The sequence below is a fragment of the Parafrankia sp. BMG5.11 genome, from assembly GCF_004337455.1.
In genome coordinates this window covers 156,181-181,582 of record NZ_SJXI01000018.1, presented here as the reverse complement: position 1 = coordinate 181,582, position 25,402 = coordinate 156,181, and the positions used below count along the sequence as shown (strand labels likewise).

The window sequence follows — 25,402 nt, the reverse complement described above, 5'->3', positions numbered from 1 at the left end:
CTCAGCGATCCTTTTTCTTGTACATCGCCAGCATCCGCGCGGTGACCGCGAACCCGCCGAAGATGTTGACGCTGGCCAACGCCACCGCCGCCAGCCCGAGCCACTTGGAACTGAAACTCCCCGCCGCGGCGCTGGCGATCAGCGCGCCGACGATAATCACGGACGAGATCGCGTTCGTCACCGCCATCAGCGGCGTGTGCAGCGCCGGGGTGACCGACCACACGACGTAATAGCCGACGAAGCAGGCCAGCACGAAGATCGACAGGATCGCGACGAAATCCATCAGCTTGCCCTTCCATAGCTTGGCATCGCCAGCACCAGCGCCGTCATAACCCGTGACAGATCATCGCCGCTCAGCATGAGCTCTCCCATCGTCCGCCCGGGGACGGCGAGCTGCAATGTGGTCACCTTGCCGTCCTTCATGTGGGTCGAAAACCCGGTGATCGCACCGAGGGGGACGGACTCCGAACGCTCCCCCAGCCAGTTCCCCACCTTGGTGATGACCAGCCGCCGGTCGGTCACGGCAATGTGTTCGCTGCCGTCCTCCTGCTGATGCAGGATCGTCTCACCGGAGGGTATCTGACGCGCGACCGCGTCGCGCAGCTTGGTGACTTTCTCGATTTCGCGGCGACCGGTGTTGATGAGGTCATCCCTCATGCGCCGCGTTCCAGGAGGCGCTCGTTCACGACTGCTCCGCCGCGGGTCAGCCGCACGGCATCGCCGATCTCGGCGTCGAGTACCGGCCGGCCCTGATCCTTGTCCCAGAACGCAGACAGGAAGTTGTACAGGTTGCGCGCATACAGCGCGCTGGCGTCGGCCGGCACGGTCGCGGGCGTGTTGGCGAAACCGATGATCTTGACCCCGTGCTTCTCCACCATCTGGTCAGCGACCGATCCTTCGACATTGCCGCCCTGCGCCACGGCCAGATCGAAGATCACGCTGCCCGGCTTCATGGTTGCGATCTGCGCGTCCGAGATCAGCCGCGGGGCCGCGCGTCCGGGGATCAGCGCCGTGGTCACGACGATGTCCTGTTTGGCCAGATGCCCGCTGACCAGTTCAGCCTGCGCCTGCTGGTATTCCGCGCTCATTTCGGTCGCGTAGCCGCCGCTGCCTTCGCCTTCGATCCCGGCGACGTTCTCGACGAACACCGGCTTGGCGCCCAACGACTGGATCTGCTCCCGGGTTGCCGAGCGGACATCGGTGGCGGAGACTTGCGCACCCAACCGCCGCGCGGTCGCAATCGCCTGCAGGCCCGCCACGCCCACGCCCATCACGAACACCTTCGCCGCCTGCACGGTGCCCGCGGCCGTCATCATCATCGGAAACGCCCGGCCATACACGTCGGCCGCGGCGATCACCGCCTTGTACCCGGCAAGGTTGGACTGGCTGGAGAGCACGTCCATGCTCTGGGCGCGGGTGATGCGCGGCATGAACTCCATCGCCAGCGCCTCGAACCCTGCCGCCGCATAGGCATCGACCCGCTCGCGCCGGCCGAACGGGTCAAACGTAGCGGCGACCAACGCGCCGGGGTTCGCGCCCGCCAGCGCGGCCGGATCGGGCGCCTGGACTGCCATGACGATATCCGCGCCTGACATTGTCTGCGCGGCATCGCCGACTTGCACGCCCGCTTCGGCATAGGCTGCATCGGTGATGCTCGCTGCAATCCCTGCCCCGCTCTCCACGGCGACGGTCGCGCCCAGGGCGATGAACTTCCGGGCGGTTTCGGGAGTGAGCGCGACGCGGGTTTCCGCGGGGGCGGTTTCCCGAAGGACAGCGATGCGCAACGCCGGCGCGGTCAGCTGGCGATGATCAGGACGACGATCGCCGCGATCGCCGCCAGGAGCGGCACGCTCCATTTCAGCAGCGCGATAAAGCTGCCGTACGTGCCCCGGTGCGCCTTCATGTCGTTGCCTGCGGCCATCTTCAGTCCCCGTAGCTTCGTTTGCTGGATTGGCCCGCTTCCTATCGCGCCGCACGCGCGTGCTCAAGCCCGCCCGCAAGTCTTAAGCCGACCTTTACCCCTGTCCCGTAATCGGTCGTTCTGTTTCGACGTGGGACGGGTGGGACAATGACCGAAGACGACGATCGCCTGCTGATGTTGATCGACGACGAGCCGGCGCAAAGCCGCCTGATCTCAGCGCTCGCCGCGCGCGAGGGCTGGCGGACGCTGGTGGTTACCGATGCGGAGACCGCGATCGCAACGCTGGGCACCCGGCAGGGGATGCAGCTTTCGGCCATCATCCTTGACCAATGGGTGCCGGGCGACGACGCCTGCCAGCTGATCGAGGAACTAAAGGCACGCCGCCCCGCCCTCCCTGTCCTGATGCTCACTGCCAGCGCCTCTCCGCTGCTCGCCGTCGAGGCGATGCGGGCGGGTGCGACCGATTATCTGATCAAGCCCGTCGCGCCCGACCGGCTGATGCAGGCGCTGCGCAGCGCCACCAAGCGCGAGTCGCCCCGCGACGAGCTGCAGCCGTTGACGGAAAAGCTGGGCCAGGTGCTCGATTTCGATGCGATGATCGGCAACGCGCCGAACTTTCGCGCGGCGTTGGCCAAGGCGGCGAAGACCGCCCGCGGTCACGGCAACGTGCTGATCGAGGGGGAGAGCGGATCGGGCAAGGAGATGCTGGTGCGCGCGATGCACGCCGCCTCTCCGCGCGCCAAGGCGCCCTTCCGCCTGATCAACGCCCGCGCCGTGCCCACCAATTCGATCGAGTCGGTCCTGTTCGGGCACGAACCCAACGCTTTTCCCGGCGCGTTCCAGCGGCAGATCGGCGCGCTGCAGCAGTGCGACGGCGGCACGCTGGTACTCGACGAGGTGGACCGCCTGCCGCTGGACCTGCAGGAACGGCTGGCGGAGGTGCTGGTGACCGGCGTGGTGCGCCCGGTCGGCGCGCGGCACGGGTTCCGCATCGACCTGCGCGTGCTGTCCGCCAGCAACCTGCCGGTCGGCGCGCTCGGGACCGCGGGGTATTTTCACCCGGCTCTGCACGAGGTCCTGGCGCCAGTGACCATCACCCTGCCCCCTTTGCGGGAGCGGACCGGCGACATCCCCGCCCTTGCCCGCCACTTCCTGGCCCGCATCGGCGAGCAGCCCGGCCTGCGCACGCTGACCATCACCGACGGGGCGCTGTCCCTGCTCGCCGCATTCGATTGGCCGGGCAACGTGCGCCAGCTGCAGACGGTGCTGTTTCGCGCAGCCGTGTTCTGCGACGGTGACGCGTTGACCGCCGACTGCTTTCCGCAGCTGTCCGACATGCTCGGCCAGCCCGCCGACCTGCGCGACCCCCGGCACGAGGGCGTGGGCGTGATGCTTTACACCGCCGACGGTAACCTGCGCCCGCTCGACGAGATCGAGGCAGACGTCATCCGCCTTGCCATCGGGCACTATCGCGGGCGCATGACCGAAGTCGCGCGCCGCTTGGGGATTGGCCGATCCACGCTCTACCGCAAGCTCGGCGATCTCGGGATCGACAACGCCGCCTGAGCGCACTAGCCGACCGGGTCATGGACAGGCTCCATTTCTCCGGCAAAACGATACTGGTCACCGGGGCCGGCAGCGGCATCGGCGCCGCCACCGCCCGCCTGCTCGCAGCGGCGGGCGCCAGCCGCCTGGTGGTGACTGACCGCGACGCCGCCGCCCTCGAAGCGCTGGATGTGCCGTGCCACGTCACAAGGCTGGTCGGCGACGTCGCCGATGAGGCGCACTGGGCGGCGGTGGAGCCCCATCTGACGGGCCTGGACCATGCGGTGCTCAATGCAGGCGTGGCCAGCGGCTCGCCCATCGCCGAACTGGACTTCGCCGAGTGGCGCCGGGTGCTCGGGATCAACCTCGACGGCGCGTTCCTGTCGCTGAGGGCGGTCATGCGCACCATCTGCGATGGCGGCAGCGTAGTGCTGACCGCGTCAATCTCGGGCGTGAAGGCCGAACCTGGAACCGCCGCCTATGGCGCGTCGAAAGCGGGCGTCATTCAACTCGCCAAAGTTGCCGCCAGGGAAGGCGCGGCGCGTAAGGTGCGCGTCAATGCCATCGCGCCGGGCGGCGTGGATACCCCGATCTGGGACCAGACCCCGTTCTTCCGCGCGCTGGTGGACGAACACGGCGGAGACCGGGCGGCGGCGCTGGCCGCAATGGCCCGAATGGCGACGCCGCTGGGGCGCTATGCCACCGCCGAAGAGATCGCCGGGCAGATCGCGTTCCTGCTGTCGGATGCCGCCGCCGCTACGATCACCGGCGCGGTCCTGGCAAGCGATGGCGGATACTCGCTCTAGGAACGTCTCCGCCCGCCCCCCGTTCGACCGGGGACTTCATTCCGACCGGAGACCCCATGGACATCGTCGACTGCATTCTTGCCGATCACAACCGCCAGCGCACGCTGTTCGCCGCGCTTGACGAAGCGCGCGATGATCCCGTGGCATTGGGCAAGATCTTCAATCACTTGAAGACCTTTCTTGAAGCGCATGCCGAAGCGGAAGAACGACACTTCTATCCCACGCTGCTCAAGAAGGGCGATGGCGCGCTGGACTCCGACAGCGCGGAGGAAACCACCGAGGACGCGATCGACGACCACAACAAGATCGCCGAAGCCGCCGAAGAGGCTGTCCGCCACCCGCCCGGTTCCGACGCCTGGTGGGCCGCGGTCGACAAGTGCAATTACCACAACTCGGAACACATGAGCGAGGAGGAGCGTCAGGGCCTGACCGACTTCCGCCGCACCGTCCCGCTTCAGGAGCGCACCCGGCTGGCGATCCAGTATCTCGCGTTCGAAGCGAAGCACGCCGGGTCATACCAGCGGCAGGAAAAAGACCCTGACGACTACATCGAGAAGAACCAGGCAGCCTAGTCCGCCAGCGTCGAGAAGTCCGTCAGCGCCGCGTCGCGCAGGCCGCGCCATACGTTGCGGGCCTGCACCGTTTCGGCGACGTCATGCACGCGGATCAGTTGGACGCCCGCGTCCATCCCCTTGAGCGCGAGCGCCAGACTGCCGCCGAGACGCTGGTGAGCGGCCGCTTCGTTGCTGAGCGCTCCGATCATCCGCTTGCGGCTGGCGCCCAGCATCAGCGGCTGGCCGAGCGCATGGAACAGCGGCAGCGCGTTGATGAGCGCGAGATTCTCCGCCAGCGACTTGCCGAACCCGATTCCGGGATCGAGCACGATCGCGCCGCGCGCGACCCCTGCGGCGATCGCTTCATCGCGCCGGACCGCCAGCCAGTCGAACACGTCGAACACTACGTCATCATAGTCGGCATCGGCGTGCAGGTCCTCCGCCGGGCCCGGCGCATGCATCAGCACCACCGGGCAACCGCGCGAGGCCACCAGTTCGACCGAGCGGGGATCGTGGCGCAGCGCCGACACGTCGTTGACCATGTGCGCGCCGGCATCCAGCGCGGCTTCCATCACCGCTGCGCGCCGGGTGTCGATCGCCACCGCCGCACCCATCTGCGCGCAGTATTCTACCGCCGGGACCACGCGCTTGATCTCGTCGCCCTCCCACACCGCCGGAGCACCGGGGCGCGTGCTTTCGCCGCCGATATCGACCAGCGACGCGCCCGCCTCGAGCATGGCCGCCGCATGCGCCGCGCCATCCTCCGGCCGGTCGAGGAACTTGCCCCCATCGGAAAAACTGTCCGGCGTCACGTTGAGGATCCCGGCGATCTGCGGCTGGTCGAGCCGGATCGTGCGCTCGCCCAGCTGGAGTGGTGGGTGCGCGGTGCGCAGCGCCGACCATTGGTCTTCCGCGTCGTCGCCAAGCGCGGCGGGGAGCTGCGCGAAGGTATCGGCCGCGGTCGCCGGCGTGAACCGGTGCCGCTCCACCACGCAGCCATCGCGCCGCACGATCGCCGCAAAGCGGTGCGCGTAGACCAGCCCGCCAGCGAGGCGAACGGCGTCGCCCTCCTCGCTCTGCGGGCTCGCCGACAGGCCGATCGGCATCAGGTACAGGCGGTCGGACATCAGTAAGCCGTCTTTCGCCGATCAGTCTTCGACGCTGAGCAGATACGTCTGCCGCACCGCGTCGATTGGCTTGACCGCGCCGGCGTGCTCATAATGCCAGAAGACCCAGCCATTGCAGCTGGGCGCGCCCTGCAGTTCCTTGCCCAGCCCGTGGATCGAGCCGCTGGCATCGCCGCATAGCAGCGATCCGTCCGCGCGCACGGTCGCGGTCCAGCGTTTTTTCTTGTCGAACACCTGCGTGCCGGGCGGCAGCAGTCCCGCCTCGACCACCGCTCCAAACGCCACTTTGGGTGCGGAGCGCGGGCTCGCCATCGTGGCCAGCGCGCTTTCGTCGAGCGGCAGTTCCTTCGCGATGCGCCGCGTCGCGACCTCGCGATAGGCCGGCTCGCGCTCGCAGCCGATCCATTCGCGCCCCAGCCGCTTGGCGACCGCGCCAGTGGTGCCGGTGCCAAAGAACGGGTCGAGCACCACGTCCCCCTTCTCCGTGGTCGCCAGCAGGACGCGGTAGAGCAGTGCCTCGGGCTTCTGCGTCGGGTGCGACTTGTGCCCGTTTTCCTTCAGCCGTTCGTGCCCGCCGCAGATCGGTATTACCCAGTCGCTGCGCATCTGCAGTTCATCGTTGAGCGTCTTCATCGCGCGGTAATTGAAGTGATAGCGCGCTTTCTCGCCCGTGCTCGCCCACAGCAGGGTCTCGTGCGCGTTGGTGAAGCGGGTGCCCTTGAAGTTGGGCATCGGATTGGTTTTCCGCCAGACGATGTCGTTGAGAATCCAGAACCCCAGATCCTGCAGGATCGCGCCGACGCGGTAGATGTTGTGATAGCTGCCGATCACCCACAGCGCGCCGTCGGGCTTCAGCACTCGCTTGGCTTCGGTCAGCCAGGCGCGGGTGAACGCATCGTAGGTGGCGAAGCTGTCGAATCGGTCCCAATGGTCGGTCACCGCGTCGACATGGCTGCCATCGGGCCGGTTGAGATCTCCGCCAAGCTGGAGGTTGTATGGCGGATCGGCGAAGACGAGGTCGACGCTGGCAGTCGGCAGGCGCTTCATCGCCTCGATGCAGTCGCCTGCCAGGATGGACCCCAGCGGCAGGTCCTTGGGCAACTCCGCAGGCGTCGCCCGACCGGGGCGCTGGCGCACCCGTACCTTCTCGATAACCCCCATCCCGTCTCGTCCCCCGATTCAACTTATCCACAGGGTGAGTCCAAGCGGACTCATCGTCAAGCCGGGAGTATCAGCGCTGTATGGTTAACGAAGAATCAATTTACACCGTCAGCCAACTGTCAGGCTTAAGGTGTTGATCCTAGGCGGCTTCTATTGCCACCAAATCAAACGAAGTGTTGCCGGAAAGACTCAAATCAATGGCATTTCGCACCGGCGCGAAGCTTTTGCGGTGAAGCGCGCAGGGTCCGTGCTCGCGCAGCGCCTTTAGGTGCGTCGGCGTCGAATAGCCGACGTTGGTGTCCCACCCGTAATGCGGGTGGTTGAGCGCATGTTGGCGCATGATCCGGTCACGGTGAGTCTTGGCGATGATCGACGCGGCCGAGATGCACGGCTCGCTTTCATCGCCTCCCACGATCGCGCGCGCGGGCCAGCGCCAGCCGGGCTGGCGCTTTGCCGGGGTCAAGTTGCCATCGACCAGGATTTGCAATGGATCGCATCCCACCACCTCGCACAGGCGGGTGACCGCCAGGGTCATCGCCAGCATCGTGGCGTGGAAGATGTTGATCTCGTCGATCAGCTCGACTTCGACCACTCCGATCCCGAAGGCGCAGCGGCGGCGGATCCGCCCTTCGAGGTGTTCGCGCTGCTCGCGGGTCAGTTTCTTGGAATCGTCGAGCCCTGCCGGTCGCGGCTTGCCCAATGCCACTGCTGCGGCCACCACTGGACCCGCGAGCGGGCCACGCCCCGCCTCGTCCACCCCGACGATCAGCGGAGTGGACCCGAACTCTGGATAAGGTGTTCCTGACAGCATGACCGAACCTGCGACCCGTATCACCCTCCTATCCACTGCCGCGCTGGCTCTCGCAAGCTGCGGCGTGCAGGCAACCGGTGAAACCGCCGCCGATGCCCGTTCCACTCCGGCGCCCGCGAATGAAATATCGGTCGCCAGCGGCAGGGAATTCCGTACCCGCGAGTTCGGCGCGTTCGATGAGCCATGGGCGGCGGCCTTTGCCCCCGGCACCCGCGTGATCTTCGTCACCGAGCGAGGCGGCACGATGAAGTTCGTCGATACGGCCACCGGCCGGCTCGGCACGGTCAGCGGCCTGCCCAGGGTGGATTATGGCGGCCAGGGCGGCCTGGGCGACATCGCGTTTCTACCAGGTGAAAGCAGCGCCACGCTGGGCAAGCGCACGATCTACCTGAGCTGGGCGGAAGCCGGCGATGGCGACACGCGCGGCGCTGTGGTCGGCCGTGGGCTGCTGGTGTGCGAGGAAGCGGACGCGTGCCGGATCGATGGCCTGCAGGTCATCTGGCGCCAGGCCCCCAAGGTAACTGGTCGCGGTCACTATTCGCACCGGATCGCTGTGTCGCCGGATGGCCGCTACCTGTTCGTTTCCAGCGGCGACCGGCAGAAGATGGACCCGGCGCAGGACACCTCCAACAACCTGGGGTCGATCGTACGGCTGAACCTCGATGGCAGCCCGGCCGCCGGCAATGCTTTCAGCGGGCAGGCGGGCAAGGCGCAGGACGTCTGGTCGTACGGTCACCGCAACGTGCTGGGCCTGCAGTTCGACGCGCAAGGGCGGTTGTGGGACCTTGAGCACGGACCCGCGGGCGGCGACGAGATCAACCTGGTCAGGAAGGGCGCCAACTACGGCTGGCCGGTGGTCTCGGAAGGCGATCACTATGATGGCAAGGTCATCCCCCCGCACTCCACCCGGCCCGAATTCGCCGCTCCGGCGATCAGCTGGAACCCGGTCATCGCGCCCGGTGATTTCACGTTCTATTCGGGAAAGCTGTGGCCGGAATGGAAGGGACAGGCGCTCGTTGGCGGGATGAAGCCGACCGTGCTGGTCCGGGTAGCATTCGACGGCGAGCGGGCGCGGGAGGTGTCCCGGATCGACTTCGAACGGCGTATTCGCGACATTCTCGAAGGGCCGGACGGCGCCGTCTGGATCCTGGAAGACAAGGCGGGCGGTCGCCTGATCGAGATGCGGCCGGGTTAAAAGCGGCTCGACAGCGCACGGCGACCCCCGTATCGGCGCGCGCCTCCGATGCCGTCACTTGTCCCCCTCTCGGCCGTCGACCCTGCTCTGGTCGAGGCGTTGCTCGATGCGGCGTTCGAGCCGGACCGGCGCGCGCGCACCGCGTATCGCATTCGCGAAGGCATGGATTGGCTCCCCGCACTCAGCTTCGCCGCGCTGGACGATGAGGAGTATCTGGTCGGCTCGATCCAGCTGTGGCCGGTCGCGCTGACCAGCGATGCGGGCAGGCGCCATCCGCTGATCATGGTCGGCCCGGTGGCGGTGCTGCCGGCGCACCAGGGCGAAGGCTTCGGCAAGGCGCTGATCGCGGCGTCGCTCCACGCGCTCGATAGTCTCCGCGACGGGGGGAACCCGCCGCTTCCGCAGGTGCTGATCGGCGACGCACCATACTATGCGCCGTTCGGTTTTACGCAGGCGCCGGCTGGGTGGACCTGCCCGGGACCGTGGGACCCGGCACGGCTGCTGGTGCGCGGGCAGAGCCCCGCCTATCCGCCGGATGGAGAACTGGGGCCGTGGACCCCGGCAATGCCGAGCGGCTTGGCGAACTGACCGGCATCTGGCATCGCCCGCCCGATGCCATACGAGCCGCCTCCCGAGATTGCCGCCCTGTCGCTCGCCGAACTGGCCGAGGCGGTCGAGGCGCGGCGGCTCCCCCCGGTCGAACGGTGGACTCCGGCGGAGACCGGCGACAGCCACATGACCATTCGCACCGACGGCACATGGCTTCACGACGACAGCCCGATCTCCCGGCCCGCGATGGTCCGCGCGTTCGCCTCGCTGCTGCTGCGCGATGCGGAGGGGCACTGGCTGATCACGCCGGTGCAAAGGCTCAAGATAGAGGTGGAGGACGCTGCGTTCGTGGCGGTCGACGTGATCGACCGTGACGGCACCCTGGCGTTCCGGCTCAACACCGATGACATCGTCATCGCCGGGCCCGAGAACACGCTTATCGCGCGCGGCGATCCCGCCACGCCGGCGATCTACCTTGCAGTGCGGCGGGGCTGCGAGGCACGGCTGAACCGTTCGACCTACCAGCAGCTCGCACAGATCGCGTTGGCGAAGGGGGATGACTGGCGCGTCACGAGCCAGGGAGCCGACTTTTCACTGGTGCCCGCATGACGCTGTTCGCGCGGCTGGCGAGCCTGTTCGAAGCCGGACACGCGCGCGAGGTCGATCTGCTGCGGGATGCGATGGCGCCACCCCCCGGCGACTTGCGCGCAGCCGCGGTGCTGATCGCGGTCACCGACCGGCCGCAGCCGGGCGTGTTGCTCACGCACCGGCCTGAAACGATGCGCGCCCACGCCGGGCAAGCGGCGTTCCCCGGGGGCAAGCTCGATCCCGGCGAGGATGCCATCACCGCCGCCTTGCGCGAAGCGCACGAGGAGCTCGGCATTCATCCGCGCGATGTGCAGGTGATCGGCGCCTCCGATCCGTTTCACACCCGCACCGGATACGACATCACGCCCGTCCTCGCGGTCGTGCCCCCCGATCTGGAGCTGACCCCCAACCCCGCGGAGGTGGCGGGCTGGTTCGAGCCGCCGCTCGCCTACGTGCTCGATCCCGCCAACCGCGTACCGCGCACGGTCGAATGGGACGGCGCCGAGCGAACCTATTTCGAGATCATGTGGCAGGATCATCGCATCTGGGGGGTGACCGCGGCGATCATCGGCAACCTGGCGCGCCGGCTGGAGCTGGCCGAGGTGTTCGATGACTAGGCTTCCCGCCGCCGGATGGACCCGGCGCCCGGCGCTCGCGCGGCTGATCGAGGTGTTGGGCACCGGCAACGCCCGATGGGTGGGCGGCGCGGTGCGCGACACGCTGCTGTGGATCGAGGCGCACGACATCGACGCGGCCACCCTGCTGGAACCGCGCGAAGTGATCACCCGGCTGGATGAAGCCGGCATCCGCTCCATTCCCACGGGGATCGATCACGGCACGGTCACCGCGATCGTCGATGGCGGTAACGTGGAGATCACCACCTTGCGCAAGGACGTCAGCACCGACGGCCGCCGCGCCACCGTCGCCTTCGCCACCGACTGGCGGGACGACGCATCCCGGCGCGACTTCACGATCAACGCGCTCTACGCCGACCCCGCCACGCTGGAGGTGTTCGACTATTTCGGCGGCGTGGCCGATCTGGAGGCCGGGCGAGTGCGCTTTATCGGCGAGGCAGCCGCGCGCATCCGAGAGGATTACCTGCGCATCCTGCGCTATTTCCGCTTCCAGGCTCGGTTCGGATCGCAACTCGATGCCGGGGCGGAGAGCGCCTGCGCCGAACTCGCGCCCGGCCTCAAGGGCTTGAGCCGCGAGCGGGTGGGCTGGGAACTGCAGAACCTGCTCGTCCTGCCCGATCCCGCGCCCACCGTCGCCCGCATGCGCGATCTGGGCGTGCTGCCGGTGGTGTTGCCCGAGGCCGGCAAGCACGAGGTGGAAAAACTGGCCGAGCTCGTCGCCCGCGAACAGGCGCATGGCTTTGCGCCCGACCCGATGCGCCGGCTCGCGGCGTTGCTCCCCGCCGCGCGCCCGGTGACGGAGGCCGTGGCGGCACGCCTGCGCCTGTCGCGTCACCAGCGCGATCGCCTGGCCTGCGCGGCGGCCCGCGACACGCGCGATGGCGAGGATCCGCGCGCCCTCGCCTATCGGATCGGCATCCCGTGCGCGATCGACCGACTGCTGCTGACCGGCGGCGACCCCGCGCCGCTCGCCGGGTGGGAGCCGCCTCGATTGCCGCTCAAAGGCGGAGAGATCGTCGCCCGCGGGGTGTCGGCCGGTCCGCAGGTCGCGCGTATCCTGCACGCGGTGGAACAGCGCTGGGTGGCGGAAAGCTTCCCCGATCGGCAGCGGGTGAGCGAACTGCTCGATGCCGAGCTTGCCGACGGTGGCTGAGGGGCTTCACCCCAGCTTCAGGCTGGTTGCCCCACCCGGGCGGAGGCAGCCGGTCGCGGCCAGCTGCCGGGCGGCTCTTGGAGAGGGGCCGGATTCCAAGTTTTTCCCAGAAGACCAACGGAGATGATTTTGAAGACACTCGCCAAGTTCGCCGCCGCCCTCGTCGCGACCACGGTTCTTCCGGCCGCCGCGTTCGCTCAGCTTGCCACCGGGGTGACGGTTTATGGTCCCGATGGCAGCGCAGTCGGCACTGTCGCCAGCGTCGATGCCGGCACGGTGACCGTCGACACGGGCACCCACAAGGCCCCCCTGCCCGAGGATGCGTTCGGCACGAGCGCCCAGGGTCCCACGATCACCGTCACCAAGGCGCAGCTCGACGAGATGATGGCGCAGCAGATCACCGCCGCCAACAGCGCGCGCGATGCCAAGCTCGTCGCCGGGGCCGCGGTGGCATCGCCCACCGGCACGGCGCTGGGCACCATCAAGTTCGTCGATGGCGACGCGGTCGTGCTCGATAGCCCGTCCGGCGCGGTCGCGCTCAAGCGCGAACATTTCGCGCTCGATGCCGGCGGCGCGCTGATTGCCTTGTTCACCGCAGACCAGGTAGCAGCGGCGGCGGATGGCGGCAGCAGCGCGCAATAAGCGAACGGGACTCACTTCCCCTTTCGAGCACTTCAAGTGACCGAACGGGTCGCCGGCAGTACGCAGGCGGCCCGTTCGCATTTTCAGAACCGGTTGTTTTTGGGAAATCCACGCGGCGGCATGCGCCCCGCCGCGCCGCGCGCGACCTTCCACTGCCACACCTCGTCCTCGGTGCGAGTGCGGCCCGTTTCGCCCCCCATCGCCCAGCTGAGCCCGTCCGCCAGCGTCAAGGTGATCGCGTCGCTCAGCCCGCCGTCGCGATAGCGTTGCAAGGTCACGCCCGATCCGCGCGCCATGATCGGCATTTCCTCCAGGCTGAAAATCACCAGCTTGCGATTGTCGCCCACCACCGCGACATGATCATGCGCGGCCGCGATCTCGCGCACCACGCTGAGTTTCTGCCCGGGTTTGAGATTAACCACCTGGCGCCCCTTGCGCGTTTCGGCGAGCAGTTCGTCGGTCACGGCAGCGAAGCCCTTGCCGCTGGTGGCGGCGAGCAGCAGTTGTGCCTTGGGCCGGTGGACGATCGCGGCGACGACGGTCGCTTCGGGGTCGATGTCGATCATCGTGCGCAGCGGCTCGCCGAAGCCGCGCGCGCCGGGAAGCTTGTCGGACCCCAGGGTGTAGAACCGCCCATCGTCGCTCGCGAGCAGCAGCTTGTCGGTGGTCTGCGCGTGCAGCGCGAAGGCCGGCCCGTCTCCGTCCTTGAACTTCCAGTCCTGATCGAGCGGCACGTGCCCGCGCGCGGCCCTGATCCAGCCCCTCTGAGACAGGACGATCGTTACCGGCTCTTTCTCGATCATCGCCGATGGATCGTACTCGACCGTCGCGGCGGCCTCGGCCACCGTCGTGCGCCGGCGACCAAGCGGGGTATCCTCGGCATATTCCTTGCGGATGTTGGTCAGGTCGCGCTTCAGCCGCGTGCGCTGCCGCGCCGGGCTTTCCAAGAGGCGGTTGAGCTCGTCCTGCTCCTTCAGCAGCCCGTCGCGCTCACGGCGCAGCTCCATCTCCTCCAGCTTGCGCAAGGATCGCAGCCGCATGTTGAGGATCGCCTCGGCCTGCCGGTCGGTCAGTTCGAACTCGGCCATCAGCACCGGCTTGGGTTCGTCCTCGGCACGGATGATCGCGATCACCCGGTCAAGGTTGAGGTAGGCGACGATATAGCCTTCGACCAATTCCAGCCGCCGCGCGATCTGCTCCAGCCGATAGCGGCTGCGGCGCTGGAGGATGTCGATCTGGCTGGCCACCCAGTGAAGCAGGACTTCCTTCAGTCCCATCACCATCGGCGTCCGACCAGCGCCGGCCTGGGCATCGAGCACATTGAGGTTGAGCCCGAAGCGGGTTTCGAGGTCGGTCAGCTTGTAGAGCGATTCCTTCAGCAGTTCGGGATCGACGTTGCGGCTCTTGGGCACGAACACGATCCGCACCTGCTCATCGCTCTCGTCGCGCACGTCTTCCAGGATCGGCAGCTTGCGGTCGGCGATAAGCTGCGCGACCTGCTCGATCAGCTTGCCCTTGGGTACCTGGTACGGAATCTCGCTGACCACGAGCTGCCACTGGCCCGCGCCCAGCCGCTCGATGCCCGCCTCGCGATCAGCCTCGCTGCCCGCTTCCGCGGCGCGAAAGCGCGCGCGGATGCGGAAGCTCCCGCGGCCCGTCTCGTAAGCGGAGGAAATGGTGGCGGCGCTGTCGACCACCAGCCCGCCGGTGGCGAAGTCCGGTCCGTGGAACAGCTCCATCAGCCGCGCGTGTTCGGCGTGGGGATTGTCGATCAGTTCCAGCGTCGCGTCGAGCACCTCGGCTACATTGTGGCTGGGGATGTTGGTCGCCATCCCGACCGCGATCCCGCTCGATCCGTTGGCCAGCAGGTTAGGGAACAGCCCAGGGAAAATCTCCGGCTCTTCCTCCTCCCCATTGTAGGTGGGAATGAAATCGACCGTGCCTTCGTCCAGCCCCTGCATCAGCAGCAGCGCGGTGCGGGTCAGCCGCGCTTCGGTATAGCGATAGGCGGCGGCGTTATCCCCGTCGATATTGCCGAAGTTGCCCTGCCCCTCGACCAGCGGATATCGCAGGCTGAAGTCCTGCGCGAGGCGGACCATCGCATCGTAGACGCTCGCATCGCCGTGCGGGTGGTACTTGCCGATCACGTCCCCCACCACGCGGGCGGACTTCTTGAACGCGTCTGTCGGGTTCAGCTTCAGCTGCCGCATCGCCCACAGCAGCCGGCGGTGCACTGGCTTCAGCCCGTCGCGCAGGTCCGGCAGCGAGCGCGCGGTGATCGTGGATAGGGCATAGACGAGATACCTTTCGGACAGCGCGCTGTCGAACGGGGCATCGACGATCGCGTCGAAGGGGTCTTTATCGGCATCGATGATGGCAGCCATGCGCGCGACCCTAGCAGGGGCACAGGTGAGCGCTCAACGCCGGAACGGTCGCCTATCCCCATGCGTAGGGTCCGGCAAAGGAGATACCCCCAATGACCAAACGCGTTATGATCGTCGCCACCGATGGGTTCGAGCAGTCCGAGCTCGAAAAGCCCAAGCAGGCGCTGGAAGACGCAGGCTTCGAAACCGTGGTCGTCGCGCCCCAGTCTGGCGAGATCAAGGGCTGGCAGAAGGACGACTGGGGCGATGCGACCGCGGTCGACCAGACGCTCGATCAGGTCAGTGCCGATGACTTCGACGCCCTGCTGCTGCCGGGCGGGCAGATGAATCCCGACAAGCTGCGGATGGAAGACAAGGCTGTGCAGCTGGTCAAGGACTTCTGCACCGCGGGGAAGCCGGTCGCCGCGATCTGCCACGGTCCCTGGCTGCTGGTCGAAGCGGACGTGGTGAACGGCAAGACGGTCACCAGCTGGCCGTCGATCCGCACCGACCTCGAAAATGCCGGGGCCAACGTGGTCGATCAGGAAGTGGCCACCGACGGCAATCTCATCACCAGCCGGAATCCCGACGATATTCCGGCGTTCAACCAGGCGCTGATTAGCGCCCTGCAAAAGGAACGGGCGACCGCAGACGCATGACACGGCGCCGCGCGGCATATGTGCTGTGCAAGGTGCTGCGCTAGAACCGCCGCATATCGCGCGCTTCGGCCGGCACCTTCAGCGACAGTCCATCGAGGTCCGGCGACAGCTCTATCTGGCATGACAGGCGGCTGGTGCGGCAGGCGCCGACCGCCAGATCGAGCATGTCCTCTTCGTCTTCACTGGCAGGGGGCAGCCGCTCGAACCAGTCGGGCGCGACGATCACGTGGCAAGTGGAACACGCCATCTGCCCCTCGCACGTTCCTTCAAGGGGCAACCCCTTCGCCTGCGCCAGGCGGAGGAGGTTGTCGCCGGGTTGGCCATCCGCCTCGATCGTCTGCCCGTCTGCCGTGGTGAACACTATGCGGATCATTGCGCGTCCGCCGCCGCGTTGAGCATCGCTGCCGCCTCCTCGATTTCGTCAACCGTGGTATACCGCCCGAAACCCAGGCGGATGGAGTTTTTCGCCTGGCGATCGCTGAGGCCGATTGCCCGCAATACGTGGCTGGGCGCGCCCGATCCGCTGGCGCAGGCGCTGCCGGCGGAAAACATCACCTGGGGGCAGTCACTCATCAACCGGGCGACATCCAGACCGTCCCGGCGCAAGTTCAGGTTGCCCTGCCAGCGTTCGCTCGCGCTGCCATTGAGCTGCCACCCGGCAAACAACTCTCGCGCCCGGAGCCACAGCGTTTCCACATGCGCCGCATCCGCCGCCATGCGTTCGCGGGCAAGCTGGGCAGCCGCACCGAACCCGGCGCACAGCGCGGGGCTGAGCGTGCCCGAGCGGATGCCTTCCTGCAGGCCCCCGGTGATCTGCGGCGCAAGCTGAACCCCGTCACGCACCCACAGCGCCCCGATCCCCTTGGGTCCGTACAGCTTGTGCGCGCTGACCGCGATCAGGTCCGCCTCGGCCACGGGCAGCTTGCCAAATGCCTGCACCGCGTCGCTCAGGAACAGCGCGCCCGCCCCGCGCGCGGCGGCGTGCCAGCGGGCGCTCGGCTGGATGGTGCCAATCTCGTTGTTGACCTGCATCACCGCGACCAGCCGTGTACCCGGGGCAAGCGGCATAGCTGGATCGGTCAGCCCTTCGGCATTGACGGGCAGTTCGTAACAGGCGCCCAGCGCCCGCGCCGTGTCGCGCACGGCGGGATGCTCGATCGCGGAATGAGCGACCGGCCCCTCGCCCGGAACCCCGCGCATGGCGAGGTTGATCGCCTCGCACGCGCTGCCGGTGAAGACCACCCGCCCGCCGTCCGGCAGCAGCGCGGCGACCTGATCGCGCGCGTGTTCGACCGCCGCCTTGGCGGACCGGCCCAGCCGGTGCGGACTGTGCGGGTTGCCAAGACCCGCCTCCCCCGGACCGCCCAGCCACGGCAACATCGCCTCGCGGGCTTCGGGAGCGAGCGGGGTCGTGGCCTGATAATCGAGGTAGATCATGCCGCCCGCCCTACACGCGCCGCGCCATGTCGAGCCATACTTCGCAAAACCGTTCAACCTCCGGGCGGGTGGTGGTCCAGCCGAAGCTCACCCGGATCGTGCGGTCGGCAAGGTCATCGGCCAGACCCATCGCGGTCAGGACATGGCTGCGCTTCATCGTCCCTGACGAGCAGGCCGAACCCTGGCTCACGGCGATGCCGGCCATGTCGAACCGCATCAGCTGGGCCTGGGCCGAAAGGCGCGGCATCGCGATGGCGCGGATGAACGGCGTGGGATCGGACAGGCGATCCGACAACCACTCTCCGCCGAGCGCGCGGACTTCGGCGGCAAGCGCGTCGAGCGGCGCCAGCACTGCCGGGTCGATATATGGCTCACAGCAGGCTTCCAGCGCGGCCATCATGCCCAGCACGCCCGGCAGGTTCTCGGTCCCGCGCCGATAGCCGCGTTCCTGACCCCCTGCCGGATGAAGCAGGGCATAATCCTGCACCAGCAAGGCGCCGACGCCCACGGGTCCGCCGTACTTGTGTGCCGAAACGATCGCCATGTCCGCCATGCGGGGGAGCGGGAATTTGCCCGCGCTCTGGGCGCAATCGACCAGGATCAGCCCGCCGTTGTCGTGGATCACCTCCGCCGCGAAGCCGATGTGCTGCCGGTTACCGGTTTCCGAGTTGACGTGCTGGACCGCGACCAGCGAGCGGTTCTCCGGATCATCGACGAGCAATTCCGACGGGCGGCTCTCGGCCGACAGCGCCAGCAGGTCCGCGGCGCCATCGTGCCGCACCGGCAGGGTCCATTCGGGCCGATCGCCGCGCAGCACCGCGTCGTGCTCGACCGCGCTGGCGATGTCATGAACGGCGTTCACCGCATCGAGCGCGAGCGCCGCCGCCTCGCTCGCGCCGGAGGTGAAGATCACCTCACCTTCCCACTCGAGCGCCGCCTTGACCCGCTCGCGCGCGTCTTCCAGCGCGGCGCGGGCCTTGCGCCCTTCGGCATGCGGGCTCGAGGGATTGGCCCATAGCGCAAAGCCCTGCTCCATCGCCGCGCGCGCTTCGGGGCGCAGCGGCGTGGCGGCTGCGTGATCGAGATAGATGCGGGGATTCGTCACGATTGCGATTTTCGCCTTCGGTCCTATATAGCCGCGCACCCGCGAGGCGCCACCCGCGTGCTGACGCGTTCCAGACAAAGCAGGTTCCGCAATGCCCCAAGTGATCTTCCCCGGCCCCGAAGGCCGCCTCGAAGGCCGTTACAGCCCCGGCCCGCGCCCGCGCGCTCCGGTGGCGATGATCCTTCACCCGCACCCGCACGGCGGCGGCACGATGAACGACCGGATGGTGCAGCGTCTCTACAAGACCTTCGTCGATCGCGGGTTCGCGGTGCTGCGGTTCAATTTCCGCGGCGTGGGCCGCAGCCAGGGCAGCTTCGACAACGGCGTGGGCGAACTGAGCGATGCCGCCAGCGCGCTCGACTGGGTGCAGTCGGTACATCCCGAAGCGCAGACCACCTGGGTCGCGGGCGTCAGCTTCGGTGCGCTGATCGGGATGCAGTTGCTGATGCGCCGCCCGGAAGTGCGCGGGTTCATCTCGGTGTCCGCACCGGCGTCGATGTACGACTTCAGCTTCCTTGCCCCCTGCCCCGCGAGCGGGATCTTCGTGCACGGCGCGGGCGACACCGTGGTTCAGCCAAGCTCGGTCGGCAAGCTGGTCGAAAAACTGCGCACGCAGAAGCACATCACGATCCATCATGACGAAATCCCGCGGGCGAACCACTTCTTCGAAAACGAGCTTGAGGACATGATGAAGTCGGTCGACAACTACCTCGACTTCCGCCTCTCGCCCGACTGCCCGATCCGCTAAGCCACTCGAATACCGGACATTTGGTGGCGCTTCGCAACTCGAAATCATTAGGTGGCATCAGGTAATGATGTAACATCGCTCGTCTGACGCCGACTCCAGATCGGCGCAAGCGAGAGGAGCGATGCGATGGCATATATACAGCACACCAGCTGGCGTGATCGGCCGGGGGCGGTCGCGGCGGTGGTCGCGATCCACGGCTTGGTGGGGTACGTTCTGGTCACCGGCCTGACGTTCACCGGGATCGAGCAGACGGTGAAGCGGTGGCAGGCAAAAGATTATACCGAAGTCCCGCTGCCGCCCCCGCCCGAACCGACACCCACCCCCGAACCGACGCTGGAGCCCAGCCAAAGCGTCACCGCCCCGATGGTCGTGGTGCCCATCCCGAAGCTCGATCTTAGCCCGCAGCGGCCTCCGATCGACAGCACGCCGACGATGATCCCCAACCTCGACTTCGTGCCGAAGGTGATCCCCTCGGCCACCCCCGGCCCGGTGGTCACGCCCAAGCCGACCCCGCGCTTCAGCCCGGAAGCCGCGCGTCCACGCAACAACCCGGCAAGCTGGGTGACGGAGGCGGATTACCGGTCGAGCTGGATCAACCGCGAGATGATCGGCACCGCCCGTTTCCGGCTGCAACTGACCGCCGAAGGCAAGGTGCAGAATTGCACTGTCACCGGATCGAGCGGCTACCCCGAACTGGATCAGGCGACCTGCGACCTCGTCTCCCGACGTGCCCGCTTCGATCCGGCGAAGGACGACACCGGCGCCCCCGTCAGCGGGACGTACTCGAGCTCGGTCAAATGGCAGCTGCCGGAGTAGGCGTTATCGCTGCTCGCCGATCTGCCCGATTGGCGAGCGGCCCCGGCTATCCGGCACGGTCCAGATCGCCAGGTTGACCAGCGCAATGGCGGCCAGCACCAGCATCAGCAGCGCCTGCTTGCGCATCCCCGGCTTGCGCCACAGGTAAACCGCCCCGGCGACGAGCGCGATGGCGGCAAGCACGAGCAGCGATAGCACGGTGGACAGCATCGCAGCGGCGATAGCGCGCCGGCGCCGGTCGGAACAGCCAGAGCCGGCGCGGGTTTTCCCTCTTGCAGACGGTGGATCGGCCACCGCGACACAGGATTCCCCGATCATGAGCATTTTCGGCAAGATCAAGGACGCGATCTTCGGCAAGGCTAAGGCCGCGCCTGCCCCGACCGTCGACGTGACGCAGGCCCCCGGCACCCCTGCCCCCGACCCGGCGACCGCGCCCGGTTCGGCCGGCAGCGAAGGCGGCGGCCGCGGCAGCGCCGGCACGCCGATCATCGATGTCGAGAACCACCTCGATTCGATGCCGGGCGCGGACCGCCTCAACTGGCGCACGTCGCTGGTCGACCTGATGAAGCTGGTCGGCATCGATTCCGATTACGAATCGCGCCAGGCGCTGGCGCAGGAACTTGGCCGCACCGATTATTCCGGATCTGCCGAAGACAACGTCTGGCTGCACCGCCAGGTGATGGCGGGACTGGCGGCACAGGGCGGCAGGGTGCCGGCCGAATTCCTCGATTGACCTGAATTCCTCCAACGGATGGAGGCATTTGACAGCCGGTGCGCGGACTTGCACACCGGCTGTCATGACATCTGCACCTTTTCAGCTCTCCCGCCGCCAGACCCTTGCCGGGCTTGGCGGCTTTTCCGCGTTTGCCCTGACAGGGTGCAAGACAATGGCCGGCGTTGGTCCGGCGCTGGAGCCGCAGGCGCTGCTCGACGACATCGCCTGGAACCTCATTGAACATAATCCCGGCATCGCCACCGGCCAAGGGATCGATGTGGGCGACAAGGCGTATCTGCGCAGCCGGTTGGGCGACAGCTCCGCCGCCGGGCAACGTGCGCTGGCGCAAACCGTGCGCACCGATCTCGCGCGCGCACGCGCCGTGGACAAGACCGGGCTCGATCCCGCCACGCGCACCAGTTTCGAAGTGGTCGAAAGCGCCTACGCCACCGCGCTCGACGGGTTTGCCCTGCCGTACGGCGACGTGGCAGTCGGCGGGTGGCGCAACTCCCCTTACGTGGTGATCCAGAACGTCGGGGCCTATCTCGACCTGCCACGCTTCATGGATCCCGAACACCCGGTCCGCGAACGCGCCGATGCCGAAGCGTACCTCGCGCGGCTCAGCCAGATCCCCGCCGTGCTCGATGGAGAGCTGGGCCGCATCCGCGATGCGCGGGGCAAGGGGCTGGTGCCGCCCGCCTTCCTGCTCGACAAGGCGATCGCGGCGATGGAAAGCTCGATTGCCGACGCCCGCAAGCCCGACGCCGCCTATGTGACCGGGCTGACCAACCGCACCGGCGACATTCCCGGCAACTGGGGCGAGCGGGCACGCGCGCTGACCGGACCGATCGTCGCCGCGCTGGAGCGGCAACTGGCCGAGCTCAAGATCGAGCGGTCGCTCGCGGACAATGACCCCGGCATGTGGAGCCAGCCGCGCGGCGCCGAATGGTACGCCTGGGGCCTGCGCGCCGCGACGACCACCCGCCTCACGCCCGACGAAATCCATGCCATCGGTCTGCGCGAACTGGACGAGATCCACGCCCGCATGGACACCCTGCTGCAGGGCGCCGGCTATGCGCAAGGTTCGGTCGGCGCGCGGATGCGGCAGTTGGCCGAAGACCCGCGCTACAAGTTCAAGGAGGGTGATCCGGGCCGCGCCGAGATCATGGCGTTCATCAACGACCGTCTCGCCTGGATCAAGGCGCAGATGCCGCGCGCGTTCAACACCGTGGTGGACCCCGCGATGGAGGTCCGCCGCCTGCCGCTGGCCGAGGAGCCCGGCGGTCCCGGCGCCTATGGCGGCGCGGGATCGAAGGATGGCACGATTCCCGGCAAGATGTGGATCAACCTGGGCACCACGGACCTGCACCGTAAGTACGACCTGCCCACGCTGACTCACCACGAGATGGTCCCGGGGCATATCTGGGAGGGGACGTATTCCAACAAGCTGCCGCTGATCCGCTCGATCCTGTCGTTCAGCGCGTTCTCCGAAGGCTGGGCGCTGTATGCCGAACAGCTTGCGGACGAACTTGGCGCCTATGACGACAACCCGCAATGGCGCCTCGGCTATCTTCAGAGCCAGGCGTTCCGCGCCTGCCGGCTGGTCGTGGACACCGGCCTGCATCACAAGCGGTGGACCCGCCAGCAGGGCGTCAACTTCTTCGTCGAACGCAACGGCGACAACGCCCAGTCGGTCGCCAGCGAGGTGGATCGCTATTGCTCGTGGCCCGGGCAGGCGTGCGCCTACAAGACTGGCCACAGCGAGATCGTCCGCCAACGGGCACGCGCGCAAGCCGCGCTCGGCGCGCGCTACGACCTCAAGGATTTCAACCAGGCGGTGGTCGATGGCGGCAACGTGCCGCTCGACGTGCTGGCAAAGACCATCGACCGGTACATCGCTGCGTAAACGGACTGGCGCTCGCGCCGTCCGGGGCGAGGTGCCGCCGCAGTCCGCTCGCAGCGCGCTGGTGAAGGCTGCGCGGCTGGCGCCCTTCGACCTGGGCCTGGCGTTCCAGGTCGGCCATCTCTTCGCCAGCGAAGGCTCGGTCGCGGCCGCCATCGGGGTGCTGCAACCGATCGCCGCAAACCCACACGGCAGCGCGCTGAGCCGGCAAGCGCAATCGACCATCGAGTTCCTGCGCACCCAGCCCGAAGGCGTGCCGGTCAACTTCGGATCGTACGTGCCCACTCCTGAAGTGGACGTGGAATAGTCCGCAGGCAGGCGCGCCAAAGGCGCCCGCGCGGCGGATCTCTCCGCGCGGGCGCCCTTAAGCTGCGCTGGGCCGGATCTCAGGCCGCCTGCAGGCCGGGCGCGGAGTCCTTCACGCCCTGATCGACGTAGGCATCGAACTGGTCGAAGTTGTCGACGAACAGCTGCACCAGCTTCTGCGCGGTGCGGTCGTACTCCTCAGGGTCGGCCCAGGCAGCGCGCGGGTCGAGCAGCTTGGTGTCGACGCCCGGCACCGCGACCGGCACCTCGAACCCGAAGTTCGGATCCTTGCGGAACTCGACGTCGTTCAAGGAGCCGTCGAGCGCCGCGTTGAGCAGCGCGCGGGTGGCCTTGATCGGCATCCGCTTGATGCCCGGCTCGCTCGCCTTGCCGCCCGACCAGCCGGTGTTCACCAGCCAGCACTGCGCGCCGCCATCGGCGATCCGCTTCTTCAGCAGGTTGCCGTAGACGCTGGGATGGCGCGGCATGAACGCGGCGCCGAAGCAGGTGCTGAAGGTGGCGGTCGGCTCGGTCACGCCGATCTCGGTGCCGGCGACCTTGGCGGTGTAGCCCGAAAGGAAGTGGTACATCGCCTGGTCCGGCGTCAGCCGCGCGATCGGGGGCAGCACGCCGAACGCGTCGGCCGTCAACAGGATCACATTCGACGGCGGGGGTCCGAGGTTCTTCTCCGACGTGTTCGGAATGTATTCGATCGGATAGGCGCCGCGGGTATTTTCGGTCTTGCTGTCGTCGGTGAAGTCGAGCTCGCGCGTGGTTTCGTCCATGGTCACGTTCTCGAGGATCGTGCCGAACATCTTGGTGGTCGCGTAAATTTCCGGCTCGCCTTCGGCGGACAGGTTGATCATCTTGGCGTAGCAGCCGCCTTCGAAGTTAAAGATCGCCGTGTCGGACCAGCCATGCTCGTCATCGCCGATCAGCGTGCGGCTGGCGTCGGCGCTCAGCGTGGTCTTGCCGGTACCCGACAGGCCGAAGAAGATCGCGCTCTTGCCGTCCGCGCCGATGTTGGCCGAACAGTGCATCGGCATGACGCCCTGCGCGGGGAGCAGGAAGTTCAAGAGGCCGAACACGCCCTTCTTCATCTCGCCCGAATATTCGGTGTTGCCGATCAGGATCAGCTTGTCGGTCAGGTTCACCGCGATCACGGTATCGCTGCGGCTGCCGTGCCGTTCGGGATCCGCCTTGAAGCTGGGCAGGTTGATGATCGTGTACTCGGGCGCGAAGCCGGCTAGCTCCTCAGCGGTCGGCCGGACGAGCAGCGTGCGGATGAACAGGTTGTGCCACGCCATCTGGTTGATGACCCGCACGTTGACCCGGTATTCCGGCTGGCTGCCGCCGAATAGGTCAGCGACGTAGAGCTCGTCCTGGTCCTTCAGCGCGGCGAGGAAATCGGCCTTGAGGTTATCCCAGTGCGCCTGCGTCATCGGCTGGTTGATCGGGCCCCAGTTGATCGTGTCCTCGGTTACCGCATCGCGGACCACGAACTTGTCCTTGACGCTGCGGCCGGTGAACTTGCCGGTATCGACCAGCAGCGCGCCATCCTTGGTCAGGCGCCCTTCGCCCCGCTTCAGCGCATGTTCAACCAGCGCGGCGGTGCCAAGATTGGCGTGGATGGTCGCGCTGGTGTCGTATCCCTGGGCGGACAATGGCTGGGCGAGCGGGGCGTTCACGAGATGGTATCTCCTTCGGTGCCATCGCGGCTTCCGCCGATGGCTTTGAAAACACGAGAATTGTCGCGCGCAGGCGCGCGCGGGACGTTGCCCCGGCGCATAATCGGCTAAGCGATTCTCGTCAAATTGGGTTCCCTGCCCCCTCCCGCTCGATCGCCGGGCTTTGTTGTTTCGCCTGCAACTTCGGGCTAGTCACATCGCCATGGACGAGCACCCCGCGATCAGCGACGACCGGCAGCCTACCGATTACCAGCCAGGCGACCGGCGCACGATCGCGCTGGTGGACGATGACCGCAACATCCTCACCACAGTGTCCATCGCGCTTCAGGCCGAAGGGTTCGCCACGCGCGTCTATTCGGATGGAGAGGCCGCGCTCAAGGCGCTGAACGAGAACCCGCCCGACCTGGCGGTGTTCGACATCAAGATGCCGCGGATGGACGGCATGGAACTGCTGCGCCGGGTGCGCGAACGCTCCGCCCTCCCCGTCATCTTCCTTACCAGCAAGGACGAGGAAGGCGACGAGGAAGCCGGGTTCGAGATGGGCGCCGACGATTACATCGCCAAGCCGTTCTCGCTGCGCCTGCTGATCGCCCGGATCCGCGCGCTGCTGCGCCGCAGCGGCCTCGGCACCCCTGAAGACATCGCCAGCGGCTCGCCCGAGCCGGGTCCGGTCATCGAGCGCGGGCGCCTGCGAATGGATCCCGCGCGCCACCAGGTGACGTGGGAAGACCGGCCGGTGTCCCTCACCGTCACCGAGTTCCTGATCCTCGAAGCCCTCGCCCAGCGCCCCGGCGTGATCAAGAGCCGCAACCAGCTGATGGACGCCGCCTATCCGGACGACGTGTTCGTGGATGATCGGACGGTGGACAGCCACATCAAGCGGATGCGGCGCAAGTTCAAAAGCGTCGACGCCAGTTTCGGGGCGATCGAGACGCTCTATGGCGCGGGCTACAGTTTCGCCGATGGCTGACGCGG

The 25,402-nt window shown here is 67.4% G+C and carries 29 protein-coding genes; 16 read left to right on the top strand and 13 right to left on the bottom strand.

Translation table 11 applies throughout. The features are described 5' to 3' along the window. Position 1: 1 nt before the first annotated feature. From E0504_RS15180 to E0504_RS15165, 4 genes are read right to left on the bottom strand one after another with little or no spacing between them, the layout of a single operon-like run. Positions 2-283: an NAD(P) transhydrogenase subunit alpha gene (locus E0504_RS15180; RefSeq protein WP_131624900.1), complete on the bottom strand. Its 282-nt coding sequence runs from the start codon at positions 281-283 to the stop codon at positions 2-4. After that, positions 283-657: a hypothetical protein gene (locus tag E0504_RS15175; protein WP_131624899.1), complete on the bottom strand. Its 375-nt coding sequence runs from the start codon at positions 655-657 to the stop codon at positions 283-285. The genes E0504_RS15180 and E0504_RS15175 overlap by 1 nt, the downstream gene beginning before the upstream one ends. Further along, entirely contained in the window at positions 654-1,784 is a 1,131-nt protein-coding gene (locus tag E0504_RS15170; RefSeq protein WP_207974405.1) for an NAD(P) transhydrogenase subunit alpha, read from the bottom strand. The genes E0504_RS15175 and E0504_RS15170 overlap by 4 nt, the downstream gene beginning before the upstream one ends. A gap of 11 nt (positions 1,785-1,795) precedes the next feature. Further along, on the bottom strand, positions 1,796-1,921 hold the full coding sequence (locus tag E0504_RS15165) for an aa3-type cytochrome c oxidase subunit IV (RefSeq protein WP_131624897.1): 126 nt from the start codon (positions 1,919-1,921) through the stop codon (positions 1,796-1,798). Positions 1,922-2,068: 147 nt separating this feature from the next. Between E0504_RS15165 and E0504_RS15160 the strand changes: the two genes are divergently transcribed. The 3 genes from E0504_RS15160 to E0504_RS15150 are packed head-to-tail and all read left to right on the top strand — an operon-like array spanning position 2,069 to position 4,844. Further along, positions 2,069-3,487: a sigma-54 dependent transcriptional regulator gene (locus E0504_RS15160; protein ID WP_131624896.1), complete on the top strand. Its 1,419-nt coding sequence runs from the start codon at positions 2,069-2,071 to the stop codon at positions 3,485-3,487. Positions 3,488-3,507: 20 nt separating this feature from the next. After that, the gene (locus tag E0504_RS15155) at positions 3,508-4,272 is read left to right on the top strand and encodes an SDR family NAD(P)-dependent oxidoreductase (RefSeq protein WP_131624895.1); all 765 of its coding nucleotides are present in this window, start codon (positions 3,508-3,510) and stop codon (positions 4,270-4,272) included. A gap of 56 nt (positions 4,273-4,328) precedes the next feature. After that, entirely contained in the window at positions 4,329-4,844 is a 516-nt protein-coding gene (locus E0504_RS15150; protein WP_131624894.1) for a hemerythrin domain-containing protein, read from the top strand. Here the strand turns inward: E0504_RS15150 and folP are convergent. The 3 genes from folP to E0504_RS15135 form a co-directional block, all read right to left on the bottom strand. After that, positions 4,841-5,953 carry a dihydropteroate synthase gene (gene folP, locus E0504_RS15145; RefSeq protein ID WP_131624893.1) on the bottom strand — a complete coding sequence of 371 codons (1,113 nt, stop codon included), beginning with the start codon at positions 5,951-5,953 and terminating at the stop codon, positions 4,841-4,843. The two genes, E0504_RS15150 and folP, sit on opposite strands and share 4 nt — an antisense overlap. A 21-nt stretch (positions 5,954-5,974) precedes the next feature. Then, positions 5,975-7,114: a site-specific DNA-methyltransferase gene (locus tag E0504_RS15140; RefSeq protein ID WP_131624892.1), complete on the bottom strand. Its 1,140-nt coding sequence runs from the start codon at positions 7,112-7,114 to the stop codon at positions 5,975-5,977. A 139-nt stretch (positions 7,115-7,253) separates the two neighbouring features. After that, positions 7,254-7,925 (bottom strand): ribonuclease HII, encoded by a 672-nt coding sequence (locus E0504_RS15135; RefSeq protein ID WP_131624891.1) that lies wholly within the window; start codon positions 7,923-7,925, stop codon positions 7,254-7,256. Between E0504_RS15135 and E0504_RS15130 the strand changes: the two genes are divergently transcribed. The 6 genes from E0504_RS15130 (at position 7,924) to E0504_RS15105 (ending at position 12,687) form a co-directional block, all read left to right on the top strand. After that, entirely contained in the window at positions 7,924-9,120 is a 1,197-nt protein-coding gene (locus E0504_RS15130) for a PQQ-dependent sugar dehydrogenase (RefSeq protein ID WP_131624890.1), read from the top strand. The two genes, E0504_RS15135 and E0504_RS15130, sit on opposite strands and share 2 nt — an antisense overlap. A 48-nt stretch (positions 9,121-9,168) precedes the next feature. Beyond that, on the top strand, positions 9,169-9,708 hold the full coding sequence (locus E0504_RS15125) for a GNAT family N-acetyltransferase (protein ID WP_131624889.1): 540 nt from the start codon (positions 9,169-9,171) through the stop codon (positions 9,706-9,708). A 24-nt stretch (positions 9,709-9,732) separates the two neighbouring features. Beyond that, positions 9,733-10,278, top strand: a complete 546-nt coding sequence (locus tag E0504_RS15120; RefSeq protein WP_131624888.1) for a DUF1285 domain-containing protein — start codon at positions 9,733-9,735, stop codon at positions 10,276-10,278. Beyond that, positions 10,275-10,874: a CoA pyrophosphatase gene (locus tag E0504_RS15115; protein ID WP_131624887.1), complete on the top strand. Its 600-nt coding sequence runs from the start codon at positions 10,275-10,277 to the stop codon at positions 10,872-10,874. Before E0504_RS15120 ends, E0504_RS15115 begins: the two co-directional genes overlap by 4 nt. Further along, complete coding sequence (locus E0504_RS15110; RefSeq protein WP_131624886.1) at positions 10,867-12,045, top strand: CCA tRNA nucleotidyltransferase; 1,179 nt, start codon at positions 10,867-10,869, stop codon at positions 12,043-12,045. Before E0504_RS15115 ends, E0504_RS15110 begins: the two co-directional genes overlap by 8 nt. 129 nt (positions 12,046-12,174) lie before the next feature. Further along, positions 12,175-12,687, top strand: coding sequence for a hypothetical protein (locus tag E0504_RS15105; RefSeq protein WP_131624885.1), 513 nt, complete (start codon positions 12,175-12,177; stop codon positions 12,685-12,687). Between the two features lie 83 nt (positions 12,688-12,770). Here E0504_RS15105 and parC read toward each other — a convergent pair whose 3' ends face one another. Further along, positions 12,771-15,071: a DNA topoisomerase IV subunit A gene (gene parC, locus E0504_RS15100; RefSeq protein WP_131624884.1), complete on the bottom strand. Its 2,301-nt coding sequence runs from the start codon at positions 15,069-15,071 to the stop codon at positions 12,771-12,773. Between the two features lie 92 nt (positions 15,072-15,163). On the opposite strand from parC, the gene E0504_RS15095 reads away from it, so the two are divergent. Then, a complete protein-coding gene (locus E0504_RS15095) occupies positions 15,164-15,709 on the top strand; it encodes a type 1 glutamine amidotransferase domain-containing protein (protein WP_131624883.1) in 546 nt (181 codons plus the stop codon). 40 nt (positions 15,710-15,749) lie between these two features. On the opposite strand, the gene E0504_RS15090 is transcribed toward E0504_RS15095, so the two are convergent. From E0504_RS15090 to E0504_RS15080, 3 genes are read right to left on the bottom strand one after another with little or no spacing between them, the layout of a single operon-like run. Further along, positions 15,750-16,082 (bottom strand): 2Fe-2S iron-sulfur cluster-binding protein, encoded by a 333-nt coding sequence (locus E0504_RS15090; RefSeq protein WP_131624882.1) that lies wholly within the window; start codon positions 16,080-16,082, stop codon positions 15,750-15,752. Next, positions 16,079-17,146, bottom strand: a complete 1,068-nt coding sequence (locus E0504_RS15085) for a cysteine desulfurase family protein (protein WP_131624881.1) — start codon at positions 17,144-17,146, stop codon at positions 16,079-16,081. The genes E0504_RS15090 and E0504_RS15085 overlap by 4 nt, the downstream gene beginning before the upstream one ends. Positions 17,147-17,156: 10 nt before the next feature. Beyond that, entirely contained in the window at positions 17,157-18,251 is a 1,095-nt protein-coding gene (locus tag E0504_RS15080) for a cysteine desulfurase family protein (protein WP_131624880.1), read from the bottom strand. A gap of 91 nt (positions 18,252-18,342) precedes the next feature. Between E0504_RS15080 and E0504_RS15075 the strand changes: the two genes are divergently transcribed. Both E0504_RS15075 and E0504_RS15070 read left to right on the top strand, forming a co-directional pair. Beyond that, on the top strand, positions 18,343-18,999 hold the full coding sequence (locus E0504_RS15075) for an alpha/beta hydrolase (RefSeq protein WP_131624879.1): 657 nt from the start codon (positions 18,343-18,345) through the stop codon (positions 18,997-18,999). Between the two features lie 126 nt (positions 19,000-19,125). Next, entirely contained in the window at positions 19,126-19,815 is a 690-nt protein-coding gene (locus E0504_RS15070) for an energy transducer TonB (RefSeq protein WP_131624878.1), read from the top strand. A gap of 3 nt (positions 19,816-19,818) precedes the next feature. Here E0504_RS15070 and E0504_RS51305 read toward each other — a convergent pair whose 3' ends face one another. Beyond that, positions 19,819-20,154: a hypothetical protein gene (locus E0504_RS51305; RefSeq protein ID WP_207974402.1), complete on the bottom strand. Its 336-nt coding sequence runs from the start codon at positions 20,152-20,154 to the stop codon at positions 19,819-19,821. Here E0504_RS51305 and E0504_RS15060 point away from each other — a divergent pair. The 3 genes from E0504_RS15060 to E0504_RS15050 all read left to right on the top strand — a co-directional run bounded on the left by E0504_RS15060 (position 20,132) and on the right by E0504_RS15050 (position 22,740). Further along, positions 20,132-20,548, top strand: coding sequence for a DUF3597 domain-containing protein (locus E0504_RS15060; protein ID WP_131624877.1), 417 nt, complete (start codon positions 20,132-20,134; stop codon positions 20,546-20,548). The genes E0504_RS51305 and E0504_RS15060 overlap by 23 nt on opposite strands. Before the next feature lie 64 nt (positions 20,549-20,612). Beyond that, positions 20,613-22,436 (top strand): DUF885 family protein, encoded by a 1,824-nt coding sequence (locus E0504_RS15055; RefSeq protein WP_131624876.1) that lies wholly within the window; start codon positions 20,613-20,615, stop codon positions 22,434-22,436. Positions 22,437-22,497: 61 nt separating this feature from the next. Beyond that, positions 22,498-22,740: a hypothetical protein gene (locus tag E0504_RS15050; protein WP_131624875.1), complete on the top strand. Its 243-nt coding sequence runs from the start codon at positions 22,498-22,500 to the stop codon at positions 22,738-22,740. Between the two features lie 79 nt (positions 22,741-22,819). On the opposite strand, the gene E0504_RS15045 is transcribed toward E0504_RS15050, so the two are convergent. Next, positions 22,820-24,427, bottom strand: coding sequence for a phosphoenolpyruvate carboxykinase (locus E0504_RS15045; RefSeq protein ID WP_131624874.1), 1,608 nt, complete (start codon positions 24,425-24,427; stop codon positions 22,820-22,822). Between the two features lie 202 nt (positions 24,428-24,629). Here E0504_RS15045 and E0504_RS15040 point away from each other — a divergent pair, with 202 nt between their 5' ends. Further along, positions 24,630-25,397, top strand: coding sequence for a response regulator transcription factor (locus tag E0504_RS15040; protein ID WP_131624873.1), 768 nt, complete (start codon positions 24,630-24,632; stop codon positions 25,395-25,397). Positions 25,398-25,402: the final 5 nt, after the last annotated feature.

Excerpts from the sequence above, each read along its gene's own strand:
- E0504_RS15155 (WP_131624895.1), top strand. The coding sequence starts at position 3,508 with ATGGACAGGCTCCATTTCTCCGGCAAAACGATACTGGTCACCGGGGCC.
- E0504_RS15095 (WP_131624883.1), top strand. The coding sequence starts at position 15,164 with ATGACCAAACGCGTTATGATCGTCGCCACCGATGGGTTCGAGCAGTCC.
- E0504_RS15180 (WP_131624900.1), bottom strand. The coding sequence starts at position 283 with ATGGATTTCGTCGCGATCCTGTCGATCTTCGTGCTGGCCTGCTTCGTC.
- E0504_RS15140 (WP_131624892.1), bottom strand. The coding sequence starts at position 7,114 with ATGGGGGTTATCGAGAAGGTACGGGTGCGCCAGCGCCCCGGTCGGGCG.
- E0504_RS15055 (WP_131624876.1), top strand. The coding sequence starts at position 20,613 with ATGACATCTGCACCTTTTCAGCTCTCCCGCCGCCAGACCCTTGCCGGG.
- E0504_RS15175 (WP_131624899.1), bottom strand. The coding sequence starts at position 657 with ATGAGGGATGACCTCATCAACACCGGTCGCCGCGAAATCGAGAAAGTC.
- E0504_RS15040 (WP_131624873.1), top strand. The coding sequence starts at position 24,630 with ATGGACGAGCACCCCGCGATCAGCGACGACCGGCAGCCTACCGATTAC.
- E0504_RS15165 (WP_131624897.1), bottom strand. The coding sequence starts at position 1,921 with ATGGCCGCAGGCAACGACATGAAGGCGCACCGGGGCACGTACGGCAGC.
- folP (WP_131624893.1), bottom strand. The coding sequence starts at position 5,953 with ATGTCCGACCGCCTGTACCTGATGCCGATCGGCCTGTCGGCGAGCCCG.
- E0504_RS15075 (WP_131624879.1), top strand. The coding sequence starts at position 18,343 with ATGCCCCAAGTGATCTTCCCCGGCCCCGAAGGCCGCCTCGAAGGCCGT.
- E0504_RS15085 (WP_131624881.1), bottom strand. The coding sequence starts at position 17,146 with ATGATCTACCTCGATTATCAGGCCACGACCCCGCTCGCTCCCGAAGCC.
- E0504_RS15090 (WP_131624882.1), bottom strand. The coding sequence starts at position 16,082 with ATGATCCGCATAGTGTTCACCACGGCAGACGGGCAGACGATCGAGGCG.
- E0504_RS15160 (WP_131624896.1), top strand. The coding sequence starts at position 2,069 with ATGACCGAAGACGACGATCGCCTGCTGATGTTGATCGACGACGAGCCG.
- E0504_RS15070 (WP_131624878.1), top strand. The coding sequence starts at position 19,126 with ATGGCATATATACAGCACACCAGCTGGCGTGATCGGCCGGGGGCGGTC.
- E0504_RS15110 (WP_131624886.1), top strand. The coding sequence starts at position 10,867 with ATGACTAGGCTTCCCGCCGCCGGATGGACCCGGCGCCCGGCGCTCGCG.
- E0504_RS15060 (WP_131624877.1), top strand. The coding sequence starts at position 20,132 with ATGAGCATTTTCGGCAAGATCAAGGACGCGATCTTCGGCAAGGCTAAG.
- E0504_RS15150 (WP_131624894.1), top strand. The coding sequence starts at position 4,329 with ATGGACATCGTCGACTGCATTCTTGCCGATCACAACCGCCAGCGCACG.
- E0504_RS15115 (WP_131624887.1), top strand. The coding sequence starts at position 10,275 with ATGACGCTGTTCGCGCGGCTGGCGAGCCTGTTCGAAGCCGGACACGCG.
- parC (WP_131624884.1), bottom strand. The coding sequence starts at position 15,071 with ATGGCTGCCATCATCGATGCCGATAAAGACCCCTTCGACGCGATCGTC.
- E0504_RS15125 (WP_131624889.1), top strand. The coding sequence starts at position 9,169 with ATGCCGTCACTTGTCCCCCTCTCGGCCGTCGACCCTGCTCTGGTCGAG.
- E0504_RS15120 (WP_131624888.1), top strand. The coding sequence starts at position 9,733 with ATGCCATACGAGCCGCCTCCCGAGATTGCCGCCCTGTCGCTCGCCGAA.
- E0504_RS15130 (WP_131624890.1), top strand. The coding sequence starts at position 7,924 with ATGACCGAACCTGCGACCCGTATCACCCTCCTATCCACTGCCGCGCTG.
- E0504_RS15135 (WP_131624891.1), bottom strand. The coding sequence starts at position 7,925 with ATGCTGTCAGGAACACCTTATCCAGAGTTCGGGTCCACTCCGCTGATC.